The 23,428-nt window shown below is 72.3% G+C and carries 20 protein-coding genes, 2 tRNA genes and 1 pseudogene; 13 read left to right on the top strand and 10 right to left on the bottom strand.

Going from position 1 to position 23,428, the window contains the following annotated elements; genetic code table 11:
* Positions 1-26 precede the first annotated feature (26 nt).
* Positions 27-638, top strand: coding sequence for a M48 family metallopeptidase (locus ACIQU6_RS02970; RefSeq protein ID WP_403479851.1), 612 nt, complete (start codon positions 27-29; stop codon positions 636-638).
* A gap of 108 nt (positions 639-746) precedes the next feature.
* Positions 747-1,874: pseudogene (locus tag ACIQU6_RS02965) on the top strand (TerD family protein); the annotation flags it as partial.
* 304 nt (positions 1,875-2,178) lie between these two features.
* Here ACIQU6_RS02965 and ACIQU6_RS02960 read toward each other — a convergent pair.
* Together ACIQU6_RS02960 and ACIQU6_RS02955 are read right to left on the bottom strand one after the other, a co-directional pair.
* A complete protein-coding gene (locus ACIQU6_RS02960; protein ID WP_403479850.1) occupies positions 2,179-2,721 on the bottom strand; it encodes an NUDIX hydrolase in 543 nt (180 codons plus the stop codon).
* Entirely contained in the window at positions 2,718-4,214 is a 1,497-nt protein-coding gene (locus ACIQU6_RS02955) for a zinc-dependent metalloprotease (RefSeq protein WP_403479849.1), read from the bottom strand. The genes ACIQU6_RS02960 and ACIQU6_RS02955 overlap by 4 nt, the downstream gene beginning before the upstream one ends.
* 190 nt (positions 4,215-4,404) lie before the next feature.
* On the opposite strand from ACIQU6_RS02955, the gene ACIQU6_RS02950 reads away from it, so the two are divergent.
* The 4 genes from ACIQU6_RS02950 to ACIQU6_RS02935 all read left to right on the top strand — a co-directional run bounded on the left by ACIQU6_RS02950 (position 4,405) and on the right by ACIQU6_RS02935 (position 7,786).
* Positions 4,405-5,553: an SDR family oxidoreductase gene (locus ACIQU6_RS02950; RefSeq protein ID WP_403479848.1), complete on the top strand. Its 1,149-nt coding sequence runs from the start codon at positions 4,405-4,407 to the stop codon at positions 5,551-5,553.
* Between the two features lie 149 nt (positions 5,554-5,702).
* Positions 5,703-6,176, top strand: coding sequence for a molybdenum cofactor biosynthesis protein MoaE (locus ACIQU6_RS02945; RefSeq protein WP_403479847.1), 474 nt, complete (start codon positions 5,703-5,705; stop codon positions 6,174-6,176).
* A gap of 231 nt (positions 6,177-6,407) precedes the next feature.
* A complete protein-coding gene (locus tag ACIQU6_RS02940) occupies positions 6,408-6,602 on the top strand; it encodes a hypothetical protein (protein ID WP_403479846.1) in 195 nt (64 codons plus the stop codon).
* Between the two features lie 89 nt (positions 6,603-6,691).
* The gene (locus ACIQU6_RS02935; RefSeq protein WP_403479845.1) at positions 6,692-7,786 is read left to right on the top strand and encodes a PDZ domain-containing protein; all 1,095 of its coding nucleotides are present in this window, start codon (positions 6,692-6,694) and stop codon (positions 7,784-7,786) included.
* A 39-nt stretch (positions 7,787-7,825) separates the two neighbouring features.
* Here the strand turns inward: ACIQU6_RS02935 and ACIQU6_RS02930 are convergent, their stop codons facing one another.
* Positions 7,826-8,380 (bottom strand): PPA1309 family protein, encoded by a 555-nt coding sequence (locus ACIQU6_RS02930; protein WP_403479844.1) that lies wholly within the window; start codon positions 8,378-8,380, stop codon positions 7,826-7,828.
* A 136-nt stretch (positions 8,381-8,516) separates the two neighbouring features.
* Here ACIQU6_RS02930 and ACIQU6_RS02925 point away from each other — a divergent pair, with 136 nt between their 5' ends.
* The 4 genes from ACIQU6_RS02925 to ACIQU6_RS02910 all read left to right on the top strand — a co-directional run bounded on the left by ACIQU6_RS02925 (position 8,517) and on the right by ACIQU6_RS02910 (position 13,852).
* Entirely contained in the window at positions 8,517-11,411 is a 2,895-nt protein-coding gene (locus tag ACIQU6_RS02925; RefSeq protein WP_403479940.1) for a UPF0182 family protein, read from the top strand.
* Positions 11,412-11,543: 132 nt separating this feature from the next.
* Positions 11,544-11,617, top strand: a tRNA-Met gene (locus ACIQU6_RS02920).
* Between the two features lie 207 nt (positions 11,618-11,824).
* Positions 11,825-13,660: a sel1 repeat family protein gene (locus ACIQU6_RS02915; protein WP_403479843.1), complete on the top strand. Its 1,836-nt coding sequence runs from the start codon at positions 11,825-11,827 to the stop codon at positions 13,658-13,660.
* 118 nt (positions 13,661-13,778) lie between these two features.
* Positions 13,779-13,852 (top strand) — tRNA-Met (locus ACIQU6_RS02910).
* A gap of 425 nt (positions 13,853-14,277) precedes the next feature.
* On the opposite strand, the gene ACIQU6_RS02905 is transcribed toward ACIQU6_RS02910, so the two are convergent.
* Positions 14,278-14,697 (bottom strand): Fur family transcriptional regulator, encoded by a 420-nt coding sequence (locus ACIQU6_RS02905; RefSeq protein WP_403479842.1) that lies wholly within the window; start codon positions 14,695-14,697, stop codon positions 14,278-14,280.
* Between the two features lie 161 nt (positions 14,698-14,858).
* On the opposite strand from ACIQU6_RS02905, the gene ACIQU6_RS02900 reads away from it, so the two are divergent.
* Entirely contained in the window at positions 14,859-16,322 is a 1,464-nt protein-coding gene (locus ACIQU6_RS02900) for a catalase (RefSeq protein ID WP_403479841.1), read from the top strand.
* 174 nt (positions 16,323-16,496) lie between these two features.
* Here the strand turns inward: ACIQU6_RS02900 and ACIQU6_RS02895 are convergent, their stop codons facing one another.
* Positions 16,497-16,895: a cyclic nucleotide-binding/CBS domain-containing protein gene (locus ACIQU6_RS02895; protein WP_403479939.1), complete on the bottom strand. Its 399-nt coding sequence runs from the start codon at positions 16,893-16,895 to the stop codon at positions 16,497-16,499.
* A 202-nt stretch (positions 16,896-17,097) separates the two neighbouring features.
* On the bottom strand, positions 17,098-17,901 hold the full coding sequence (gene hisN, locus ACIQU6_RS02890; RefSeq protein ID WP_403479840.1) for a histidinol-phosphatase: 804 nt from the start codon (positions 17,899-17,901) through the stop codon (positions 17,098-17,100).
* A 183-nt stretch (positions 17,902-18,084) separates the two neighbouring features.
* On the opposite strand from hisN, the gene ACIQU6_RS02885 reads away from it, so the two are divergent.
* Positions 18,085-18,714: a TetR/AcrR family transcriptional regulator gene (locus tag ACIQU6_RS02885; protein ID WP_403479839.1), complete on the top strand. Its 630-nt coding sequence runs from the start codon at positions 18,085-18,087 to the stop codon at positions 18,712-18,714.
* Between the two features lie 42 nt (positions 18,715-18,756).
* On the opposite strand, the gene ACIQU6_RS02880 is transcribed toward ACIQU6_RS02885, so the two are convergent.
* From ACIQU6_RS02880 to ACIQU6_RS02865, 4 genes are all read right to left on the bottom strand, one after another.
* Positions 18,757-19,080 carry a DMT family transporter gene (locus ACIQU6_RS02880; protein WP_403479838.1) on the bottom strand — a complete coding sequence of 108 codons (324 nt, stop codon included), beginning with the start codon at positions 19,078-19,080 and terminating at the stop codon, positions 18,757-18,759.
* 159 nt (positions 19,081-19,239) lie between these two features.
* Entirely contained in the window at positions 19,240-20,247 is a 1,008-nt protein-coding gene (rsgA, locus tag ACIQU6_RS02875) for a ribosome small subunit-dependent GTPase A (RefSeq protein ID WP_403479837.1), read from the bottom strand.
* Positions 20,248-20,260: 13 nt separating this feature from the next.
* A complete protein-coding gene (gene aroA, locus ACIQU6_RS02870) occupies positions 20,261-21,610 on the bottom strand; it encodes a 3-phosphoshikimate 1-carboxyvinyltransferase (RefSeq protein WP_403479836.1) in 1,350 nt (449 codons plus the stop codon).
* Positions 21,611-21,786: 176 nt separating this feature from the next.
* A complete protein-coding gene (locus ACIQU6_RS02865; protein ID WP_403479835.1) occupies positions 21,787-22,500 on the bottom strand; it encodes a M50 family metallopeptidase in 714 nt (237 codons plus the stop codon).
* Between the two features lie 43 nt (positions 22,501-22,543).
* Between ACIQU6_RS02865 and ACIQU6_RS02860 the strand changes: the two genes are divergently transcribed.
* Positions 22,544-23,374, top strand: coding sequence for an SOS response-associated peptidase (locus tag ACIQU6_RS02860; protein ID WP_403479834.1), 831 nt, complete (start codon positions 22,544-22,546; stop codon positions 23,372-23,374).
* The last annotated feature ends 54 nt before the right edge of the window (positions 23,375-23,428 follow it).

Raw genomic sequence — 23,428 nt, 5'->3', positions numbered from 1 at the left:
CAGTGCCAACGGGTAACGTCGGGCGCGTGCCCGCCGACCCTTCCCCGCGCGGATCCGGGGAGACGCCTCTGCGCCGCGCCGCCGACCGCCCGCGCCGGGACGAGCCGAGCCCACCGGCCCGCGCGGTCGAAGTGCGGCGCAGCGCGCGACGGCGCCGGACGGTCTCCGCGTACCGCGAGGGCGACCGCACCATCGTCCTGATCCCGGCCCGGATGTCGCAGTCCGAGGAGCAGCGCTGGGTCTCGGTGATGCTGGACAAGCTCGCCGCCCAGGAGAGCAAGCGGATGCTGGGCGACGGCGACCTGGCCGAACGGGCCGAGCGGCTCTCCGAGCAGTACCTCGACGGGCGGGCCCGGCCGGGGTCGGTGCGCTGGGTCACCAACCAGAACACCCGCTGGGGGTCGTGCACCCCGGCCGAGGGCAGCATCCGGCTGTCGCACCGCCTCCAGGGCATGCCCGAGTACGTCATCGACTACGTCCTGCTGCACGAGTTGGCGCACCTCCTCGTCCCGGGCCACGGGCCGGAGTTCTGGCGCCTGTTGGAGTCCTACCCGCGCACCGAACGGGCCCGCGGCTACCTCGAAGGCGTGGTGGCCGCCGACCGGCTGCCGCATCTGCCGGCCGCCCGCCGCCGCTGACGGGTCCGAAGGCCCCGGGGCGCGCACCGGGGAGGCCCGTTGTCCGTACCAGCCGTTAGCCTGGCGAGGGTACGGATTCAACGCGAGGGCGGGGGAGGGCCGGTGTCCATGGCCAGGGAATTCCAGCGCGGCCACAAGGCCAGGCTTGCCGATCTGACGACGGAACGGGAGCTGTACGTCGGCGTGCAGATCGCCGGTCCCGGATTGGTCGTCGACATAAGCTGCTTCGGACTGGACGCCGACGAGCGGCTGTCCGACGACCGCTACTTCATCTTCTACAACCAGCCCAAGTCGCCCGAAGAAGCCATCCAGTTGCTCGGCGCGCAGGGCGGCGACACCGAGTCCTTCCGGATCGCCCTCGACCGCGTCCCGCCGCAGGTGCGGAAGTTGACCTTCACCGCCACCCTCGACGGTGACGGACAGATGTCGCAGATCGGGCCGGGCTTCCTGCGCATCGTCGCCGGTGGCCGGGAAGTGGCCCGATACCCCTTCACCGGCGCCGAGTTCAGCACCGAGCGCGCGGTGATGCTTGGTGACCTCTACTTCAAGGACGTCTGGCGGTTCGCCGCCGTGGGCCAGGGCTTCGACGGCGGCCTGGAGTCGCTGCTGACGCACTTCGGCGGCGAGGTACTGGAGGGGGGCGAGGGTACCGGGGGCACCGAGGGAGCGACAGGGCCCGCAGGCGAGGCTCCGGCGCCACCCGTCACGGCACAGGGCGTCCCCGCCCCGACACCCGATCCCGGGCCCGTCCCACCCCCGGCACCGCCCGTCACCGCGCAGGGGGTGCCCGGGCCGGCACCGACCACCCCGGATCCGCGCGAACCGGCGCCGTACCAGCCGCAGTCGGCCCCGCCCCCGCTGCCCCAGCCGGCCGCCGCGCAGATCCACAGCGCGCCGACGCTCGTTGCGCCGCTGGTCCCGCCGGGCGGGACGCCGCCGCCCCCGGGCGTTCAGGCGCCGCCCCCGCCGCTCCCCCCGCCGCCGGTCGTCGGCGTGCCGGGTCCGCCCCCGCCGCCCCCGTACGGCCAGGTGCCCGGCGGCCAACAGCCCCCGCCGCTGCCCCCGTACGGCCAGCAGCCGCCCCCGCCGCCCCCGTATGGCCAACAGCCTCCGCCGCTGCCATACGGTCAGCAGCCTCCGCTGCCATACGGTCAGCAGTCTCCGCCGCCTCCGTACGGCCAGCAGTCGCCGCCCCCGCCGCCCGGTGGGTACGCCGCGCCCCAGGGGCCGCCGGTGCCGCTCCCGCCGCCGCCCGGTGCGTACGGCCAGCCGGGCCAGCAGCCGCCGCCCCCGGGGGCGCCCTACGCCCCGTATCCGGGGCAGGGCGCGCCGGCTCCCGAGGGCGCCGGCGGGCAGTGGCACCCCGAAGAGGAACCGGGTGCGGGCCCGGGCGCCCCGCAGGGCCACCCGCACCGGGGTCGCTGACCGGCGCGCACGCGGCGGCCCCGCCCCGGCCCCAAATGCGTCCGGCGCCCGCCCCGTTGGGGGCGGGCGCCGGAGTTGACGTAACTGACGCTACGTCAAATGGCGTGCGGCGGCGTCACGATGTCGCCGACAGCAGTGCCCGGGTGTCCGCCACCAGGTTGACCACCGACGCATCGGCCACCGAGGGCACCTCGTCGTAGCGGAACCACCGCAGGTCCAGCGACTCGTCGCTGATCGCCGCGACCGCGTCCGGCGGCGCCAGCGCGGCGTACTGGACGTCCAAGTGCACGGCGCAGGGCGTCTGGTGACGGTCCAGCCGCACGGGCGCACCGCCCAGCAGCGTCAGCCCGCGCGCGATCCCGGACTCCTCGCGCGCCTCCCGCAGCGCCGCGTCGGCCAGCGAGGCGTCCTCGGGCTCGCAGTGGCCGCCCATCTGGAGCCACATCTCCAGCTTGCGGTGCAGGGTGAGCAGCACCCGACCGCCCTCCGGGTCGATCACCAGCGCGCTGGCGGTGAGGTGCCCGTCCTTGCACGGCTTCCACATGCCGTCCTGATGGGCCGCGAGGTGGTCCAGATAGGCCAGCCGCAGCCGCTCCTGGTCGGCCGACGGCGCGGGCCACTCCTTGAGCACCCGCGCCGAGTCCTCCCGCAGGGTCACTGGGCGCCGCCGCCCTTGCCCTCGTCCTCGGGGCCGCGTGCGCCGCCCTCGTCCTTGGTGCCGTCCGACGGTGCCTCGCCGGCGTCCCCGGACCGCTTGGTCAGGTCCGGGCCCGCACCGGACGCCGCCTCGCCCAGCATCTTGTCGAGCTCGGAGAAGTCCGGGTGCTCGTGGTGGACGAAGCCGTCCGGGTCGTCCAGATCGGCCGCCGTCGGCAGCATGTCCGGGTGCTCCCACAGGCCGTCGCGGCCGTCCAGGCCCCGCGCGTCCGTCAGGGAGGCCCACAGCCGCGAGGCGTCCCGCAGGCGCCGCGGGCGGAGCTGGAGGCCGATCAGCGTGGCGAAGGTCTGCTCGGCCGGACCGCCGGTGGCCCGGCGCCGCCGCAGCGTCTCGCGGAGCTTGTCGGCGGACGGCAGGTGCGGCTTGGCCGCGGCGTGCACCACCGCGTCGACCCAGCCCTCGACGAGCGCCAGCGCGGTCTCCAGACGGGCCAGCGCGGCCTTCTGCTCCGGGGTGTCCTCGGGCTGGAACATGCCCTGCTGGAGGGCGTTCTGCAGCTCCTCGGGGTGCTGCGGGTCGAGCTGGCCGACCACGTCCTCCAGCTTGGTCGTGTCGACCTTGATGCCGCGCGCATAGCCCTCGACGGCACCGAAGAGGTGCGAGCGCAGCCACGGCACATGGGCGAACAGCCGCTGGTGGGCGGCCTCGCGCAGGGCGAGGTAGAGCCGCACCTCCTCCTCGGGGACGCCCAGCCCGGCGCCGAACGCCGTGACGTTCGCCGGCAGCAGCGCGGCCTTGCCGGCCGGGCCCAGCGGCAGCCCGATGTCCGTCGAACCGACGACCTCGGAGGCCAGCACGCCCAGCGCCTGCCCGATCTGGGTGCCGAACATCGCGCCGCCCATGGAGCGCATCATCCCGAGCAGCGGGCCCGCCATGGCCTGCATCTCCTCGGGCAGCACGTCGCCCATCGCCGAACCGACCCGCTCGGCGAGCGGGTCGACCAGGTCCTTCCACACCGGCAGGGTCTCCTCGACCCACTCGGCGCGGCTCCAGGCCACCACCGTGCCGGCGCCGGACGGGAGCGACGTCACGCCGTCCAGCCAGAGGTCCGCGAGCCGTACGGCGTCCTCGACCGCCGAGCGCTCACCGGGGGAGACGCTGGCGTCCTTGCTGCCGTCCTCGGCGCCCTGCGCGACGGTCTGCCGCGCGATGTCCTTGGCCATCTCCCAGTTCACCGGGCCGCCCTCGTAGGAGAGCATCTGGCCGAGGCGCTGGAAGGCGGCGCCGAGGTCGCCAGGGTTCATCTGGCCGCCGGGTCCCCCCATGCCGCCGAAGAGCGCCGCGAACGGATTGTTCGCGTCGCCGCTCCCGCCGCCGAACCCGAAGGGGTTCGCGGGGCCCTGGCTACCTCCCTGGCCGCCCTTCTGCTTGCCGTTGTCGCCGTCCTCCGGCTCCTCCGGCGGAAGGCCGAATCCAAATGGGGTGTCACTCACGGGTTTCCTCGGCTCGTAGGGCCGCCGGCCCTACGCCGACGGCGGCTGCCCGACATCACCTCCAGCGTAGACACTCGCCCCGCCCTGGGGCTCGGTGCTTCGCTGTCCCGGTGGCTGCGGCAGGATGGACGCCACCTGGTGCGAACGCGTCAGACGCGCCCGCACTGAAGACAACCGCTGGAGACGCCCGGTGAGTTCCCCAGATCCGACCGTTCGCGCAGCGCGAAACGCTGCCGCCACAACAGAACAGGCCGACCGCGGCCCGTCCGACGCCGGCCGGCCGCTGCGCCGCCCCGTCGTCGCCGTCACCGGAGCCGCCTCCGGGGTCGGCGCGCTGCTGACCCGCGCCCTGGTCGCGTCCGACGAGGTCAAGCAGGTGGTGGCCATCGACGAGCGGGTCGGTGAGGTCGCCGAGGCGGAGTGGCACGTCCTCGACGTCCGCGACCCCGCCATCGCCGACAAACTGCGCGGAACGGACGTCGTCGTCCATCTCGCGCTCGACCTCGACCTGGAGACCGACGCCGCGGCCCGCACCGCCTACAACGTGCGCGGCACCCAGACCGTGTTGACCGCCGCCGCGGCCGCCGGCGTCCACCGGGTGGTGCTGTGCACCTCCGCGATGGTCTACGGGGCGCTGCCGGACAACGACGTCCCGCTCGCCGAGGACGCCGAACTGCGCGCCACCGCGGACGCCACCGGGGTCGGCGACCTCCTGGAGATCGAGCACCTGGCGCGCCGCGCCCCCCGTGCCCACCCGGGCCTGAACGTCACCGTGCTCCGCCCCGTCGTCCTGGTCGGCGGCACCGACACCGCGCTGACCCGCTACTTCGAGTCGCCGCGCCTCCTGGTCGTCGCCGGCTCCCGCCCCGCCTGGCAGTTCTGCCACGTGGAGGACCTGGTCAGCGCCCTGGAGTACGCCGCCCTGGAGAAGGTCGAGGGCGAGCTGGCGGTGGGCTGCGACGGCTGGTTGGAGCAGGAGGAGGTCGAGGAGCTCTCCGGTATCCGGCGGATGGAGCTGCCGTCCTCGGTGGCGCTGGGCGCCGCCGCCCGGCTGCACCGGATCGGCCTGACGCCGTCGCCCGCCGGAGACCTGGCGTACACCATGCACCCCTGGGTGGTCAGTGGCAGTCGGCTGCACGACGCGGGCTGGCGGCCCCGGTGGACCAACGAGGAGGTCCTCGCCGAACTGCTGGAGGAGGTCGCCGGGCGGCACACCGTCGCCGGCCGCCGGCTCGGCCGCAAGGACGCCACCGCCGCGGGCGCCGCCGGCGCCACCGTCGCCCTCCTGGGCACCGCGGCCCTGGTCCGCCGCGCACGCAAGGCCCGTCGCCGCATCTGACGCCACCCATCGGGACCCTCCGTCCGCCCGTACACCCGCCCGACTCGGCCACCGGGGCCACGGGACTGTACGAGCCTCCATACGCGGCCGCGGACGCCCGGTGGAAACGGCCATTCCGCGGTGCCCTCCCGGTACGGCACGATGGGACCATGTCTGGCACGCACTCCCGCACCGGCCGCGACCACCCTGGTGAGCAGGCCGCCGAGGACCCCATCCGGCTTCTGGAGATCCGCGACGCCGCGCTGTCCGTGGACGAGGTCTTCGCGGCGGTCGGTGACGAATCGGCCGGTGGCACGGCCCTCTTCGTCGGCACCGTCCGCTCGCACGACGGCGGCGCGGACGTGGACGGCCTGGGCTACTCCGCGCACCCGTCCGCCGAGGCGGAGCTGCGCCGGATCGCCGAGAAGGTCGTCGCCGACTACCCGGTCCGCGCGCTGGCCGCCGTTCACCGGGTGGGCGATCTGGCCATCGGCGATCTGGCCGTGGTCGTCGCGGTCGCCTGCCCCCACCGGGCCGAGGCGTTCGCGGCCTGCCGCAAGCTGATCGACGACCTCAAGCACGAGGTCCCCATCTGGAAGCACCAGACGTTCTCGAACGGGACCGAGGAATGGGTAGGCGCGTAGCGCCTTCATCTGGGGGTGGGGGTCGGGCGACGGGCGGGAGAGTAGCGCTCTCCTCGGGTGCGTAGGCCGGGTGCGTAGGCCGAGTGCGTATCCCGCGCTCCCGGGCCATGCGGCCGAACCGGTGCCTTGGGTTCCGGTTGCGTAACCCCGTCCTCGGGACCAGCGTTGACGTGGCAGATGGTTAATCTGCTTATTTGTCGATCGCGGGTGCGCAAGGGGTAGGAGGTCGCCATGGGAGCGCTCCTCTGGCTGCTGATTCCGGTGCTGGCCGGTCTGGCCGCTGCGATGTGGAGCAGTTGGGCCATGCGCAACCGCCGCTCCGGGGACGTCGCCGAACTGGCGGGCTACGCCCGGTTCCGCGCCGCGATGGAGCGCGGGCACGCCCCGGCCGCGACCGCCCCCGAGCACGCCTCCGACCCGGCCTGACGTCGTAGCGGCCGGTCCGGCGCCCTCGCCCGCCCCCGTACGGACGGCCCCGCGGGCCGGTTGTCGCACCCGTCCCGTACTGTCGTTCCATGCCACGCCGCACCGCGACGCTGCTCGCCTCGACCTTGATGCTGATCGCGCTGCTCTGCGCCGGGGTGCTGATTCCCGTCCCGTATGCCGAGATGTCCCCGGGCCCGACGGTCAACACCCTCGGTGAGCACAACGGGGAGCCGGTCCTGCAGATCTCCGGCCGGAAGACGTATCCGACGTCCGGGCACCTCAACATGACCACGGTCCGGGTCACGGGGCCGGACTACAACATGAACCTCCTTGAGGCGGTCTACGGCTGGTTGGACCCGAACAGCGCGGTGGTGCCGCACAAGACGCTCTATCCCGAGGGACAGACGGCCGAGCAGGCCGACCAGCAGAACGCCGAGGAGTTCAGCCAGTCCCAGGAGAGCGCCAAGGTCGCCGCGCTCAAGGAACTGAACATTCCGGTCGCCACCCAGACCGTCGTCGGGGCGGTCCTGAAGGACAAGCCGGCCGACGGGGTGCTGCACGCCGGCGACGTGATCAAGGCGGTGGACGGCAAGGACGTCCAACAGGCCAGCGACGTCGCCAAGTTCGTCACCCAGCACAAGCCGGGCGAGAAGGTGGTCTTCTCCATCATTCCGGCCAAGGAGGCGGCCGCGGCGGAGAAGAAGGGCAAGCGGCCCGAGGTCCCCGTCAAGCAGCTCGCGATCACCACGGCGTCGGACGGCGGCCGGGCGGTGGTCGGCATCCAGGCCCAGCTGGACCACATCTTCCCGTTCCCCATCGACGTGAAGCTGGCCGACGTCGGCGGCCCGAGCGCCGGGCTGATGTTCGCGCTCGGCATCGTCGACAAGCTCACCCCGGGCGGCAATCTGACGGGCGGCAAGTTCGTCGCCGGTACGGGCACCATCGACGATCAGGGCAAGGTCGGCCCGATCGGCGGCATTTCGATGAAGACGATCGGGGCGCGGGACAAGGGCGCGGAGTTCTTCCTGACGCCCAAGGAGAACTGCGCGGCCGCGGCGAACGACACCCCCGGCGGCCTCCGGCTGGTGAAGGTCGGCTCCATTCAGGACGCGGTCAAGGCGCTGGAGAAGATCCGCAACCACGACACCGCCGGCCTGCCGAGCTGTAGCCCGGCAGGCCGGTAGCGGGGGCGGCCGGCGGGCCCGCGCGGCCCGCCGCGGCCGTTACTCCTCGAAGGTCGCGGCCAGCGCCTCGGCGAGGCCGGGCACCAGCGACTTGCCGGTCAGCACCTCGGAGGTGGAGTCCTTCTCGCGCAGTCGCAGCGCGGACTCGCGGGCGCCGTCCCGGAGGACGGCCACCGTCATCCGCACCTCCTGGCGGTCCGGGTGCTTGGCGACCCACTTGGCGAGCTGCTCCCCGCTCATGCCGGCCGGCTCGGCCTCCTCGGCGGACGGCGGCAGCATCAGGCGCTCCACGGTGAGCGCGCAGCCGACGACGGCGTCCGGCCAGGCGATGGTGGCGAGGAACTCGTCCAGCGGGGCGCCGGCGGGGATCTCGTCCTGCTCGATGGGGGTCAGGGAGGTGCCGGAGGACTCGTCGATGCCCAGTTGGGCGGCGAGCGAGGGCTCCTGCGCGCGGAGCTTGGCGGTGTCGACGAGGGCGAAGAGTCGGGCGGGCTGGTCCCAGCCGAGCCCGGCGGCGTACTCGTCGATTTCGAGCACCGCGCGGGTCAGTGGGTCGGCGGCGAGGGGGGTGCCGTCAACGGGGAGGTTGGTCATGCCCAACATCGTGCCCTGTAGACCCCGGAAATCGGGAACCGAGTAAAGCCGTCGTAAGTTGCATCACTGGGTCCTACTATCGCCGGGCCTGCTCCACACGACAGCGAACTTCGAGGTGCGCACCTTGGCTTTCCAGATGCCGGACCGCGGCGGAGGCCCCTCCGGGCCACGGATCAGAGTCGGCCGACCGTCGCGGCGGTTCCGAACCCTGCTCATGACGTTGGGCGCACTGGCCGTGCTGGCCATGCTCTTCGTGATGTTCTCGGGCTTCTGGACCGACTGGCTCTGGTACCGCTCGCTCCACTTCTCCTCGGTCTTCACCACCACCCTGTGGACCAAGATCGGGCTGTTCTTCGCCTTCGGCATCGTCATGGCGATCGCCGTCGGCATCAATATCTGGCTGGCGCACCGGCTGCGGCCGCCACTCGCCGCGATGTCCATGGAGCAGCAGAGCCTGGACCGCTACCGCATGGGCATCGCCCCGTTCAAGAAGTGGGCGCTGATCGCGATCACCGCGGTGATCGGGCTGATCGCCGGGGCCTCCGCCTCCGGTGAGTGGCGCACCTGGCTCCAGTGGGTCAACCGCGTCCCGTTCGGCACCACGGACCCGCAGTTCCACAAGGACGTCTCGTTCTACGCCTTCGACCTGCCCTGGTACCGCTTCCTGCTGAGCTTCGGCTTCGCCTGCGCGGTGCTGTCCCTGGTGGCCGCGGCCCTCACCCACTACCTCTACGGCGGACTGCGGCTGACCAGCCCCGGTTCCCGGGCGACCGCCGCGGCCACCGGCCACCTCTCGGTGCTGCTGGGCCTCTTCGTCTCCCTGAAGGCGGTCGCGTACTGGCTCGACCGCTACGGCCTGGCGGTGAAGTCCAGCGGCCTGAGGTCGGCCGACAACTGGACCGGCCTGCGCTACGTCGACGCCAACGCCTATCTGCCGGCGAAGACCATCCTGTTCTTCATCGCGGCGATCTGCGCGGTGCTGTTCTTCGCCACCCTCTGGCGGCGCACCTGGCAGTTGCCGGTGATCGGCTTCGGGCTGATGGTGCTCTCCGCCGTCCTGATCGGCGGGCTGTACCCGGCGATCGTGCAGAAGTTCCAGGTCCAGCCCAACGAGCAGGCCAAGGAAGCGCCGTACATCGAGAACAACATCAAGGCGACCCGGGACGCGTACGACATCCAGGACGCCGAGGTGACGCCCTACAAGGGCAACTACAAGCCGACCACCAAGGAGGACAGTCAGCGGCTGCGGGACGCGGCGGACACCACCGCCAGCATGCGGCTGCTCGACCCGAACGTGGTCTCGCCGGCCTTCCAGCAGCAGCAACAGGTGCGGTCCTACTACCAGTTCCCGTCCACCCTGGACGTCGACCGGTACAAGGACAAGGACGGCAAGGAGCAGGACACCGTCATCGGCCTGCGCGAGCTGAACATCGCCGGCATCCCCGAACGCAACTGGATCAACGACCACTTCAAGTACACCCACGGCTACGGCGCGGTCACCGCCAAGGGGACCGAGACCGCCGACGGCGGCGCCCCGGACTACACCGAGGCCAACCTCCCCTCCCGTGGCCAGCTTCCCCCGTACGAACAGCGCATCTACTACGGCGAGAAGACCACCCAGTACTCCATCGTGGGCGGGCCGCAGAAGGAGCTGGACTACTCCGACGACAGCGGTGAGAAGGGCTACCGCTACCAGGGCAAGAGCGGGGTGAGCCTGTCCAACCCGATCAACCGCGCCGCGTACGCGGTGGCGTTCGGTGAGCCGCAGATCCTCTACTCCGGTGCCATCGGGGACAAGTCGCGGATCCTGTACAACCGCACGCCCAAGGAGCGCGTGGAGTCCGTCGCCCCCTGGCTGACCATCGACGGCGACGCCTACCCGGCGGTGATCAACGGCCGCATCCAGTGGATCGTGGACGCGTACACCACCAGCAACGGCTACCCGTACGCCTCGCGCACCACCCTCGGGGACAGCACCGCCGACTCGCTCACCAACGGTCAGCGCGCGGTGGTGGCCCAGCAGAACCAGGTCAACTACATCCGCAACTCGGTCAAGGCGACGGTCGACGCCTATGACGGCACGGTCAAGCTCTACCAGTGGGACACCAAGGACCCGGTCCTGAAGACCTGGATGAAGGCGTTCCCCGGCACGGTCGAGAAGAAGAGCTCCATCAGCCCCGAGCTGAAGGCCCACCTGCGCTACCCGCAGGACCTCTTCAAGGTGCAGCGCCAGTTGCTGACCACGTACCACGTCACCGACCCGGGCACCTTCTACACCGGTTCGGAGCGCTGGCAGATCCCGAACGACCCGACCACCAAGTCGGGCAACGCGGTGCCGCCGTACTACCTCAGCATGAAGATGCCCGACCAGAAGGACCGGGCGTTCTCGCTGACGACCACCTTCACGCCCAACAAGAAGGACAACCTGGGCGCCTTCATGGCGGTCGACGCGGACGCGAACAGCGGTGACTACGGCAAGATCAGACTGCTGAAGCTGCCCGCGCAGACCCCGGTGCCCGGACCGCAGTTGGCCCAGTCGAAGTTCAACTCCGACCCGGCCATCGCCAACGAGCTCAACATCCTCAAGAAGTTCGGCGACTCGGAGATCGAGTACGGCAACCTGCTGACCGTCCCGTTGGACGGCGGTCTGCTCTACGTCGAACCGGTCTACCTGCGCGGCGCCAACACCAACTACCCACTCCTGAAGAAGGTGTTGGTGAGCTACGGCGACAACAAGCCCGTCCTGGAGAACAGTCTCAAGGACGCGCTGGACGTGGTCTTCGGCAAGAAGGCGCCGAGCGCCGGCACCACCCCGGAGAACCCGCCCGGCGGCGGCCAGACCGGCGAGCAGCCGCCGTCCGGCCAGACCGTCCAACAGGCCCTGTCGGACGCCGAGAAGGCGTACGACGAGGGCGAGAAGGCGCGCGTGGCGGGCGACTGGGCCGCGTACGGCGACGCCCAGAAGAAGCTGAAGGCCGCGCTGGACCGGGCGGCCAAGGCGTCCGAGAAGGGCGGGAAGTCGGGCGACTGAGCCTTCCCCGGGCGCCACGGGGTGGTGCCCGGCGCGGGCCTCAGCGGGGTGGCCGCCGGCGCGAACCGGCGGCCACCGCGCACCGAGTGTCAATCGCGGTCCCCGTGGCGTGATACGTTGGAGTCACAACGGCGCGGGGTGGAGCAGCTCGGTAGCTCGCTGGGCTCATAACCCAGAGGTCGCAGGTTCAAATCCTGTCCCCGCTACTGAAGACCAAGGCCCGGATTCCTTGAGGATCCGGGCCTTTGTCATGCGTTCGTGTCAAAGCGACCGACGGGCGGGTCGGACACCCCATGTGGGAAAGCTGTGTGCTTGAGTTTGACATGTCGCCGTGTCGGGAAGTCGACAAACCGCTGAAGTGACCTCACTTGCTGCGGTATACCAGGTGTACGCGCGTTACAGGTGATGCGACGATGGTTCTTATGGGGGACAAGGCAAGGTTGTTGGAGACGGACCGGTTTGTGCAGGCGCCCGACGACGGGCGCGATTCCGAGAAGGCGATGGACGCGATGGAGGCCGACGGCACGGCCGAGGCGTCCGACGCGGTGACCGAGTCCGGCTACCGCCGCGCCGCCGAGGCGGGCGACACCGCCGCCATGAGCGCCCTGGGCGCACTGCTGTTGCGCCGTGGCGATCTGGACGGCGCCGAACCTCACCTGCGCTCCGCGGCCGCCGCCGGGGACCGGGCCGCGGCCAACAACCTCGGCGTCCTCCTGCACCAGCGGGGCTACGGCGACGAGGCCGCCGGTTGGTGGCGGATCGCCGCCGTCGCCGGTTCCGCCGCCGCCGCGCATGCCCTGGGCCGTCACTACCGCGAGCGTGGCGACGAGCCGGCCGCCGAGTACTGGCTGCGCCAATCCGCCGAGTCCGGCCACTACTTGGGCGCCTACGCCCTCGCCGACCTCCTGGAGCACCGCGGCGACATCGGCGCCGAGCGGTGGTTCCGGGCCGCCGCCGAGCGCGGCCACCGCGAGGCCGCCTACCGCCTGGCCCGGCTCATCGAGGAGGGTCGGGACGCCGAGCGCCGAACGGCGCCCGCCTACGGGGAGTTGACCCAGCAGGCCGAGGCCCAGCAGTGGTACCGCCAGGCCGCCGCCCGCGGTCACCGGCGGGCCGCGCTGCAACTGGGCGCGCTGCTGGAGGAGCGCGGCGACATCCAGGAGGCCGGCCGCTGGTACCTCTCCGCGGCCAAGGACGGCGAGGCCCGCGCCGCCTGCGCGCTGGGCTTCCTGCTGCGCGACGCCGGCGACGAGGAGAGCGCCGCCGAGTGGTGGCGGCGCGCGGCCCAGGACGGCGACGGCAACGCGGCCAACGCCCTGGGCGCGCTCCACGCCGACCGCGGTGAACTCCAGACCGCCGAGCGCTGGTACCGCGCCGCGCTGGACGCCGGGGACATCAACGGCGCCTACAACCTCGGCCTGCTCTGCGCCGAGCAGGGCCGGCCCGGCCGGGGCGAACAGTGGTACCGCCGCGCCGCGTACACCGGTCACCGCGAGGCGGCCAACGCGCTGGCGATCCTGCTGCTGCAGCGCGGCGACGCCTCCGGGGCCGAGCCGTGGTTCTCCAAGGCGGCCGAGGCCGGCAGCGTGGATGCGGCGTTCAACCTCGGCATCCTGTTCGCCGGGCGCGGCGAGGAGCGGCTGGCGCTCTCCTGGTACGAGCGTGCGGCGGCCGCCGGGCACACCGAGGCCGCGCTCCAGGTGGCCATAGCGCAACTCCGGGACGGCGAGGTCAAGGACGCCGAGCGGAACCTGCGTTGCGCGGCCGGGGGCGGCAGCGCCGAGGCGGCCTTCCGGCTCGCCGACCTGCTGGACCGGCGCTCCGCGGGTGCGGACGGCGAGCGGGCCGAGGGCGACGAGAGCCGGCAGTGGTACGAGCGGGCCGCCCGGCAGGGCCACCGCCGCGCCCAGGTCCGGGTTGGCATGTTCGCGGCGGCTCAGGGGGACGTCGTCGAGGCGGCGAACTGGTACCGCGCGGCGGCCGAGGCCGGTAGCCGCAACGGCGCCTTCAACCTCGGCCTGCTGCTGGCCCGCGAGGGCAGCCTGCCCGAGGCCACCCTGTGGTGGCAGCGCGCCGCCGAGGGCGGGCACGGCCGGGCCGCGCTGCGGCTGGCGTTGATCGCAGCCCGGCGCGGGGCGCTCGCGGAGGCCCAGCGCTGGTGCGCGCGGGCCGTGGAGCTGGGGCCGCCGGAGGTGGCCGAGCGGGCGGCCCGGTTGCGGGCGGCGCTCCAGGAGGAACTGAGCGCGTGACGGCGGCCGGGCGCGTCCGCGTCCGGTGCCCGGGACCCGGTCCGAGGGCCGGCCCCGGGGTCCCGCGGAGGGAATTTGCGCTGGTCGTCGCGGTGGGGTTAAAGTTGAGTCACAACGGCGCGGGGTGGAGCAGCTCGGTAGCTCGCTGGGCTCATAACCCAGAGGTCGCAGGTTCAAATCCTGTCCCCGCTACTGAAACCGAAGGCCCGGATCCTCAAGGATCCGGGCCTTCGGTGTTGTGGGGGTGGTGGCGTCGTGCGCGGTTGGCTGTGCGTGCGGCCGCGGGGTGGGGGCTCTCGCGGTGTGCTTTCCCTGGGAGGAGGGCGGACCCGATGGCCGATACGGGCGCCCGGGCGGGTCGTCGCCACGTGATCAAAGCGTGTGACACTGCAGGGATTTGACGTGCCGTCAGTTGTGGCGACGGGGCATGCGCGCCCTGTGCGCGGGTGTGGCGGGCGCGAGGGGGTGGCCGGGGTGTCGTCGACTGTGGGCCGGGGGTGTCCTGGTCGGCGGCGGGCCGTTGCTCCAGGGGCGGAACGGTCCCGCGGGGTGGCCGAGGGGAGCGCGCGGTGGCGGCGGGGGCCTGGGGCGCGGCCCGGACGGGGGCCGGGCCCGGGTCAGGAATCGGTGTTGCAGTTGGGGCAGATGCCCCGGTAGGTCACGGTGACCTCGGAGACGTCGAAGCCGTAGCGCTCCGGCTCGGGCAGGGCGGACAGCGGGTCGCCGTGCAGGTGTACGTCGCGGATGGTGCCGCAGCGCGAGCAGACCAGGTGCTGGTGGTCGTGGTGGGCGTTGGGGTCGTAGCGCTTGGCGCGGCCGTCGGTGCTCACCTCGATCACCTCGCCGAGCGAGACCAGTTCGCCGAGGGTGTTGTAGACCGTGGCGCGGGAGATCTCGGGAAGGCGCTCCGACGCCTTGGCGTGCACCTCGTCGGCGGTGTAGTGGACGTGGTCCCCGTCCAGGACCTCGGCGACGACGCGGCGCTGTGCGGTCAGTCGCCAGCCGCGTCCCCGGAGTCGTTCCAGCAGGTCACTCATGCCAATCACCTATCAGTCAGATAGCCACCAGGGTACCAGCGGCCGTCCATCACCGGATCGTGTACGACTTTCGGCCACTTCTTGACTTAGACAATGTCCAATGTAGGATCGGGCTCGGCGGAAGCCAAGGGCAGGTGTACGAAAGACATCAGGAGGCGCACGTGTCGGTAGAGAGCACCACCGGACCGCTGACCACGGAGGCCGGGGCCCCGGTCGCGGACAACCAGAACAGCGAGACGGCCGGCGTCGGCGGCCTCGGTCTGATCCAGGACCAGAACCTGATCGAGAAGCTGGCGCACTTCAACCGCGAGCGCATCCCGGAGCGCATCGTGCACGCCCGTGGCGCCGGCGCGTACGGCACCTTCACCGTGACCGCGGACGTGACGAAGTACACCCGCGCGAAGTTCCTCTCCGAGGTCGGCAAGCAGACCGAGACCTTCCTGCGCTTCTCGACCGTCGCGGGCAACCTCGGTGCGGCCGACGCGGTGCGCGACCCCCGCGGCTTCGCGCTGAAGTTCTACACCGAAGAGGGCAACTACGACCTGGTCGGCAACAACACGCCGGTCTTCTTCATCAAGGACGCCATCAAGTTCCCCGACTTCATCCACACTCAGAAGCGCGACCCGTACACCGGCTCGCAGGAGGCGGACAACGTCTGGGACTTCTGGGGCCTGTCGCCCGAGGCCACCCACCAGGTGACCTGGCTCTTCGGCGACCGCGGCATCCCGGCCAGCTACCGCCACATGAACGGCTACGGCTCGCACACCTTCCAGTGGAGCAACGAGGCGGGCGAGGTCTTCTGGGTCAAGTACCACTTCAAGACCGACCAGGGCATCAAGAGCCTCACCCAGGACGAGGCCAACAAGCTGGCCGGCGAGGACCCGGACAGCCACCAGCGGGACCTGCGCGAGTCCATCGAGCGCGGTGAGTTCCCGACCTGGACGGTCCAGGTGCAGATCATGCCGGCGACCGAGGCGGCCAACTACCGCTTCAACCCGTTCGACCTGACCAAGGTCTGGCCGCACGAGGACTACCCGCCGATCGAGATCGGCAAGCTGGAGCTCAACCGCAACCCGGAGAACATCTTCGCCGAGGTCGAGCAGTCGATCTTCTCCCCGCACCACTTCGTGCCGGGCATCGGCCCCTCGCCCGACAAGATGCTCCAGGGCCGCCTGTTCGCCTACGGCGACGCGCACCGCTACCGCGTCGGCATCAACGCCGACCACCTCCCGGTGAACCGCCCGCACGCCACCGAGGCGCGCACCCACGGCCGGGACGGCGTGCTCTACGACGGCCGCCACGCCGGTCAGAAGAACTACGAGCCCAACAGCTTCGGTGGCCCGGTCGAGACCGGTCGGCCGCTGTGGCAGCCGGTCGCGGTCTCCGGCGAGTCCGCCAAGAGCGCGGCGCCCTCGCACGCCGAGGACAACGACTTCGTCCAGGCCGGCAACCTCTACCGCCTGATGTCCGAGGCCGAGAAGGAGCGCCTGGTCAACAACCTGGCGGGCTTCATCGCCAAGGTCTCCCGCGACGACATCGCGCAGCGCGCGATCGAGAACTTCCGCAAGGCGGACGCGGACTACGGCAAGCGGCTGGAGGCCGCGGTCCAGGCCCTGCGCGGCTGACGTCCCACGCGCCGCGGTCGCCGCCCGCGCGGTGGCCGCAGCACGGGACGATCCGTCGTCGCTTGCCGTACATGCCGAAGAGGCCGGAAGCCATGGGGCTCCGGCCTCTTCGCGCGTACGCCGACCCGAGCCCGCACGGGGCGGGCCCGTGGCCGGGGTGCGCGGTGGCGCCCCTCACGCCGCCGCGACCGCCCGGGCGGGGACGCCGGACCAGCAGCGGATGATGTCGCGGACCGAGACGATGCCGACGGGCTCCATGGCGTCGAGGACGACGAGATGGCGGAAGCCGCCGCGGACCATGGCGCCCGCCGCGTCGTCCAGGGTCCAGTCCGGCGCCGCGAAGACCACGTCCGAGGTGGTGTGGCCCTGTGCGGTCTCCCGGTCGGGATTCTCGCCGGCGCCAAGGGAGTTGAGGATGTCGCGCTCGGTGAGGATGCCGATGCCGCAGGTGTCGTTGTCGAGGACCACGGCCGCGCCGATGCGGCGGGCCGCCATCAGTCGCGCCGCTTGGCGGAGGGTGTGAGCCGGCCCGATGGTGAGGACCGTCGTGCTCATGGCGTCTTTGACGAGCAGGGGCATGGAGAAGAGCCACCTCCTTGGGGCTGTGAAAATGCGAAACGATTCACAAATTCACAAAGTGGGGGCTTCTCATGTTCACATGCTCCCGGGCCCACAACAAGGGGCAGATGCTGGACGTCAGTCCGAACATCCGCCCCTGTGCAGGTCGGCCGGGGTGTGCGCGACGTGAAAGCCGGCGCCGGTCACCCCTGCGGGATCAGCTCCGGTCGTCGCCGACGTAGGAGAGCAGGTCCTCGTGGAGCAGGCCGTTGGAGGCCGCCGCGTTGCCGCTGTGCGGGCCGGGTCGGCCGTCGAGCCCGGTGAAGCGCCCGCCGGCCTCCTGGACGATCACCGCGCAGGCCGCCATGTCCCAGAGCGACAACTCCGGCTCCGCGCAGATGTCCACGGTCCCCTCGGCGACCATCATGTACGGCCAGAAGTCGCCGTAGGCGCGGGTGCGCCAGCAGTCCCGGGAGAGGTTGAGGAAGCCGGGGAGCTTGCCGCGCTCCTCCCAGCCGGTCAGCGAGGAGTAGGCGAAGGACGCGTCCTGCAGGCGGCCGACCTGGGAGGCCTGCAGCCGGGTCGCCGAGGTCAGGCTGCGGCCGGTGAAGGCGCCCAGGCCCTCCGCGGCCCACCAGCGCCGGTTCAGCGCCGGCGCGGAGACCAGTCCGACGACCGGGCGGTCGCCGCCCTCGCCGCGCTCCATCAGGGCGATCAGGGTGGCCCAGACCGGCACCCCGCGCACGTAGTTCTTGGTGCCGTCGATCGGGTCGATGATCCAGCGGCGCGGGCCCGAGCCCTCGCTGCCGAACTCCTCGCCGAGCACCGCGTCCCGCGGCCGGGCGCGCTGGAGGTGGCTGCGGATCAGTTCCTCGGCGGACTTGTCCGCCTCGGTCACCGGGGTCATGTCCGGTTTGGTCTCCACCTTGAGGTCGAGGGCCTTGAACCGTTCCATGGTCGCGGCGTCCGCGGCGTCCGCCAGGACGTGTGCCAGGCGAAGATCATCGTGATAGTCGGGCATGGGCGAACAGTATCGACTGGTATACGCGGGAGCCACACGGCCATGCCGCGCCCATTGGGTGGTCTGCCCGTCGGTGCCGGCCGCCTTCGCGCCGGTGGTGCCCGTAGCGGGTCTTGACAGCCTCTGACGGTGCGTCAATTCTGTGACCTGGCCCACAAGTCGGGTGGGTCGGGGAGGTGGCGGATGCCCTCGGCGCGTGAGGCCCTGCTGGATGCCGCCTATGCGGCGCTGCTGAACCGGGCCTGGGTGGAGGTCCGGATGGTGGAGGTGGCGACCGCGGCCGGGGTCTCCCGGCAGACGCTCTACAACGCCTTCGGCAGCAAGGAGGGGTTGGCCCGCGCGCTGGTCCGCCGGGAGACCGAGAACTATCTGGTCGGGGTGGAGCGGGCGCTGGCCGTCGGCGGCCCGGACGGCCCGGCGGGCGACGCGGCCGCGCGGGTGGCCGCCGCGGCCGCCTGGACGCTGCGCACCGCACGGACGAATCCGCTGGTCAAGGCGGCGCTGACGGGGTGTTGGGGGGAGCGGCTGCCGGCCGGGCAGACCGGGCCCGCCGAACTCGTCGGGCACTTCCGCGACCGGGCGGTGGCGGCGTTGGCGCCCGGCCGGCCCCGGGAGGAGCTGCCGGCCCTGGGAACCGCCTGCGAGACCGCGGCCCGGTTGACGCTGTCCTGTGTGATCGTCCCGGCGGGACCGGCACCGGACGCGGCGCCGGCGGGGGCGTCCGCACAGGTGCCGCGGCAGCGGGGGCCGGAGGTCGAGACGGAGGCGGTCGGCCGGCTCGTCCGGAAGGCGTTCGCCGGGCTCACGGCCTGATGGCGCGGCCCCACCGGCCGCCTTTGTGTGCTGCGACGTGCTTCAGTGCGCCGAGCCGGACAGTTGGAGCCCGATCACCCCGACGACCACCAGCGTGATGGAGACGATCTTCAACGTGGAGACCAGGTCGCCGAGGAAGACCATGCCGTAGATCGCGGTGCCGGCCGCGCCGATGCCGGTCCACACCGCGTACGCCGGGCCGACGTCCAGCTTCCGCAGCGCCAGCGTCAACAGGCCGAAGCTGCCCAGCGCGAAGACCGCGAAGGCGAGCGTGGGGTAGAGGCGGGTGAAGCCGTGCGAGAGCTTGAGGCAGACCGCGAAGCCGGTCTCCAGCAGCCCCGCCACCACGACCAGCAGCCACGCCATATCCCATGCCTCCGTCAGCTCGGGGCCGCTCCAGCCGGTTGAGCACTTCTGGCGGGGCCGGACCGGATCGGACGGGAACGGACCGGACCAGACCGGACCGCGTCCTGGTTGAAGGCGATTATGCCCGCGGTCCGGATGGTCGGCAGGGGATCGCCGCGCTCAGTCGCCCTCGCGCCGCTCGCGGGTGGCCAGCAGTCGGCGCAGGGAATACAGGCGGGCCGGGTCCGCGTGCCCGTCGGCCACCCAGGCGTCCAGCGCGCAGTCCGGCTCGTCGTGGCTGCACGCCCGGGGGCACTCGACGGTGCCGGGCTCCAGGTCCGGGAAGGCGTGGATGACCCGGGACGGGTCGATGTGCGCCAGCCCGAAGGAGCGGACGCCCGGGGTGTCGATGACCCAGCCGGTGTCGTCCGGGAGCGGCAGCGCCAGCGCCGAGGTGGTGGTGTGCCGGCCGCGGCCGGTGACCGCGTTGACGTGCCCGGTGGCCCGGCGGCGCTCCGGCACCAGGGCGTTGACCAGGGTCGTCTTGCCCACCCCGGAGTGCCCCACGAACGCCGTCATCCGGCCGGTCAGCTTCTCCCGGACCCGCTCGGCGGCGGCGCCGTCGGCCAGCTCCTCGCGGTTGGTGACGACGTACGGGACGCCGAGCGCGCCGTAGGACTCCAGCAGCGCGTCCGGCGGCGCCAGGTCGGACTTGGTCAGCACCAGGAGCGGGTCCAGCCCCGCGTCGTAGGCGGCGACCAGGCAGCGGTCGATCAGCCGGGGGCGGGGCTCGGGGTCGGCGAGCGCGGTGACGATCGCGAGCTGGTCGGCGTTGGCGACCACCACCCGCTCGAACGGGTCGTCGTCATCGGCGGTGCGGCGCAGCGTGGAGGAGCGCGTCTCGACCCGGACTATCCGGGCCAGGGTGTCCTTGGCGCCGCTCAGGTCGCCGACCACCGCGACCCGGTCGCCGACCACCGCGCTCTTGCGGCCCAGCTCGCGGGCCTTCATCGCGGTGACCGTCCGGCCCTCGATCAGGCACGTCAGACGGCCCCGGTCGACGGTCAGGACCAGGCCCTGGCGGGCGTCCTCGTGCTTGGGCCGGATGCTCGTCCGCGGGCGGTTGCCCTTGCGGTTGGGGCGGACGCGGACGTCGTCCTCATCGGGGTTCTTGCCGTAGCGGCGCATCGTGCGACGACCCTCAAGCTCTCCGGGCGGGGGCCGACGTCGGGTCGAGCATCCGTGTCCACAGCGCCGGGAAGTCCGGCAGGGTCTTGGCGGTGGTGGCGACGTTCTCCACCTCCACGCCCTCGACGGCCAGGCCGATGATCGCGGCGGCGGTGGCCAGCCGGTGGTCCTCGTAGGTGTGGAAGATCCCGCCGTGCAGCGGGCGCGGCCGGATGTGCAGGCCGTCGGCGGTCTCGGTGACGTCGCCGCCGAGCTCGTTGAGCTCCTTGGTGAGCGCGGCCAGGCGGTCGGTCTCGTGCAGCCGGAGGTGGGCCACCCCGCGCAGCGTGGAGGGCGAGTCGGCGAGCGCGGCGAGGGCGGCGATGCCCGGGGTCAGCTCGCCGACCTCGCCGAGGTCGACGTCGATGCCGTGGATCCGGCCGCTGCCGGTGAGGGTCAGGCCGTCGTCGGTCAGCTCGCAGGAGCCGCCCATGGCGGTGAAGATCTCGCGCAGCGCGTCGCCGGGCTGGGTGGTGTGCCCGGGCCAGTCCGGGATGGTGACCCTGCCGCCGGTGACCAGGGCCGCGGCCAGGAAGGGCTGGGCGTTGGAGAGGTCCGGCTCGACGACCAGGTCGCGGCCGAGCAGCGCGCCGGGGGTGACCCGCCAGACGTTCGGCTCGCCGCCGGCCTCCGGGGTGTCCACCTGGGCGCCGACGCTGCGCAGCATGTCGACGGTCATCCGGATGTGCGGCATCGAGGGCAGCGCCGCGCCGACGTGCCGGACCTCGACGCCCTGGTTGAAGCGCGGCGCGGACAGCAGCAGGGCGCTGACGAACTGGGAGGACGAGGAGGCGTCGATCTCCACCGCGCCGCCCTCCAGGGCGCCGCCGCCGAAGACCGTCATCGGGAGCGCGCCGCGGTTGTCGTCGTCGATCCGGGCGCCGAGGGCGCGCAGCGCGTCGATGACGCCGCCCAGCGGGCGCTCGTAGCAGCGCGGGTCGCCGTCGAAGCGGACCGGGCCGTCGGCGAGCGCGGCGACCGGGGGCAGGAAGCGCATGACCGTGCCGGCGTTGCCGACGTCGACGGTGGCGGGGCCGTGCAGACCGGAGGGGATGATCCGCCACGCCTCGCCGCCGGAGTTGGCGGAGCCCGAGGAGACGGTCTCCTCGATGCCGACGCCCATGGCGCGCAGCGCCTCGGCCATCAGCAGGGTGTCGCGGGAGCGCAGCGGGCGGCGCAGCCAGCCGGGCTCGGAGGACAGCGCGGCCAGCACCAGTCCGCGGTTCGTGACCGATTTGGAGCCGGGCACGGTGACGGTCGCATCGACCGCCCCCGGGGCTACGGGGGCGGGCCACAGGGCAGGGGGGGCGGGGCTCTCGGTCATGCCCTTACTTTAATGGCTGGACAAGGGTGCCGATCTTGATCAAAAGCGGCGCAACCTGTGCGAAACACGGCCCCGCCAGTACAACCGCAGGCAGCTGGCGTCTTCGGGGCAACAGGGGCGCAGGAGACATACGGAATGTGGGTTACCGGATGTCATCGAGAAGGACAGTCGGCTCCTCATATACCGAGCAGCCAGCGCCCGCCGCCCATCAGGGAGCAGACCGTCACCACGTGGAAGAAACCGAGCCAGACCGCGGCCGGGACGTGGGTGAGCCGCGCCAACTGGTCGGGGTCGGAGTCCACGGCGCCGCCGCGGCGCCGCTTCCCCTGGAGCTCGAACGGCGGCCGCACCCCGCCCAGCAGCAGGAACCACACCACCGCGTACGCGAACACCGCCTGCACCTGGGCGTCGGTCAGCCAGGACACCAACAGGAAGGTGCCGCCGGCCAGTACGACGGTGAGTACGCCGTACGCGTTGCGGATCATGACCAGCATCGCCAGCAGCAGCGCGGTGGCCCCCCACAGCAGCGCCGTGATGTGCCCGGCGGCCAGCAGTGCGGCGCCGGCCAGGCCCAGCAGGGACGGCGCGATGTAGCCGGCCGCGGCGGTCAGGATCATGCCGAGGCCGTGCGGCTTGCCCCGGGAGACCGTCAACCCCGAGGTGTCCGAGTGCAGTTGGATGCCGTCCAGCCGGCGGCCGGTGAGCAGGGCGATCAGCCCGTGGCCGCCCTCGTGGGCGATGGTGACGGCGTTCCGCGACAGCCGCCAGGCGGTGCGCGGGACGATGGCCCCCAGGGCCAGCACGGCGGTAACGATCACCAGCCAGAGCGCCGGGCCTGGTTGGGCCGAGACGACCCGGTCCCAGACGTCGGTGATGCTGTGGGTGTCCATGGTCTCCGCGTCTCCCTTCGGCGTGCATGGCAGTGTGGCATGCATGTGCGGTAGGTATGCAGCGAGCCGGAAGCCCGAGGACCTGGTGGGGATCTTCGGCGTTCAGCAGTGGGAGCCCACGGAGACCCTGGCGCCCAGTTGGAACATCGCCCCGACGGACAACGTGCAGGCGGTGCTGGAACGTCCCCTCAAGGGCGAGGCGGCCGCCGCCTTCCCGCCGGGACCGGTGCGTCAGCTGCGGACGCTCAGGTGGGGCCTGGTCCCGTCGTGGGCGAAATCACCCGAGGGCGCCGCGCGGATGATCAACGCGCGGGCCGAGACGGTGCACGAGAAGCCGTCGTTCCGGCAGGCGTTCGCCGCGCGCCGCTGCCTGCTCCCCGGGGACGGCTACTTCGAGTGGGTCACCGGCGCCGGCGAGCGGGAGCTGGAGGAGCAGGGGCGCAAGAAGCGGCCCCGCAAGCAGCCGTACTTCGTCACGCCCGCGGACGGCTCGGTGATGGCGATGGCCGGCCTCTACGAGTTCTGGCGGGACCGCACCCTGCCCGGGGACCACCCGCTGGCCTGGTGGGTGACCTGCACGGTCGTCACCACCGAGGCCGAGACCACGCCGCTGGCCGGGGCCGACGACGGCGAGGGCCCGCAGTCGCTCGCCGCCATCCACCCGCGGATGCCGCTGGTGCTGCCGCCGGACCGCTGGGACGCCTGGCTGGACCCGACCCGCACCGACCCCGACGAGCTGCGCGCCCTGCTCGCCCCGCCGCCGCCCGGGCTGATGCGCGCCTACCCGGTCCCCACCGACGTCAGCAACGTCCGCAACAACGGTCCCGAGCTGGTCACCGAGCTCGACGGCCCCGAGGTCGGCACGCTGTTCTGAGCCGCCGGGCGGGCCGGGCCGCCCCGCGCGGCGCACCGCGGGCAGGATGGGCGT

The organism is Streptomyces sp. NPDC090442, from assembly GCF_044769405.1.
Classification (GTDB): domain Bacteria; phylum Actinomycetota; class Actinomycetes; order Streptomycetales; family Streptomycetaceae; genus Streptomyces.
Note: the sequence above shows the minus strand (reverse complement) of the source record. Positions and strands in the feature narration are given on the sequence as shown.

Coding starts and splice junctions, on each gene's coding strand:
- hisN (WP_403479840.1), bottom strand. CDS start 17,901: ATGCCCGACTATCACGATGATCTTCGCCTGGCACACGTCCTGGCGGAC.
- ACIQU6_RS02925 (WP_403479940.1), top strand. CDS start 8,517: ATGCCGGACCGCGGCGGAGGCCCCTCCGGGCCACGGATCAGAGTCGGC.
- ACIQU6_RS02945 (WP_403479847.1), top strand. CDS start 5,703: ATGTCTGGCACGCACTCCCGCACCGGCCGCGACCACCCTGGTGAGCAG.
- ACIQU6_RS02935 (WP_403479845.1), top strand. CDS start 6,692: ATGCCACGCCGCACCGCGACGCTGCTCGCCTCGACCTTGATGCTGATC.
- ACIQU6_RS02880 (WP_403479838.1), bottom strand. CDS start 19,080: ATGGCGTGGCTGCTGGTCGTGGTGGCGGGGCTGCTGGAGACCGGCTTC.
- ACIQU6_RS02865 (WP_403479835.1), bottom strand. CDS start 22,500: ATGGACACCCACAGCATCACCGACGTCTGGGACCGGGTCGTCTCGGCC.
- ACIQU6_RS02860 (WP_403479834.1), top strand. CDS start 22,544: ATGTGCGGTAGGTATGCAGCGAGCCGGAAGCCCGAGGACCTGGTGGGG.
- aroA (WP_403479836.1), bottom strand. CDS start 21,610: ATGACCGAGAGCCCCGCCCCCCCTGCCCTGTGGCCCGCCCCCGTAGCC.
- ACIQU6_RS02915 (WP_403479843.1), top strand. CDS start 11,825: ATGGTTCTTATGGGGGACAAGGCAAGGTTGTTGGAGACGGACCGGTTT.
- ACIQU6_RS02940 (WP_403479846.1), top strand. CDS start 6,408: ATGGGAGCGCTCCTCTGGCTGCTGATTCCGGTGCTGGCCGGTCTGGCC.
- ACIQU6_RS02885 (WP_403479839.1), top strand. CDS start 18,085: ATGCCCTCGGCGCGTGAGGCCCTGCTGGATGCCGCCTATGCGGCGCTG.
- ACIQU6_RS02905 (WP_403479842.1), bottom strand. CDS start 14,697: ATGAGTGACCTGCTGGAACGACTCCGGGGACGCGGCTGGCGACTGACC.
- ACIQU6_RS02930 (WP_403479844.1), bottom strand. CDS start 8,380: ATGACCAACCTCCCCGTTGACGGCACCCCCCTCGCCGCCGACCCACTG.
- rsgA (WP_403479837.1), bottom strand. CDS start 20,247: ATGCGCCGCTACGGCAAGAACCCCGATGAGGACGACGTCCGCGTCCGC.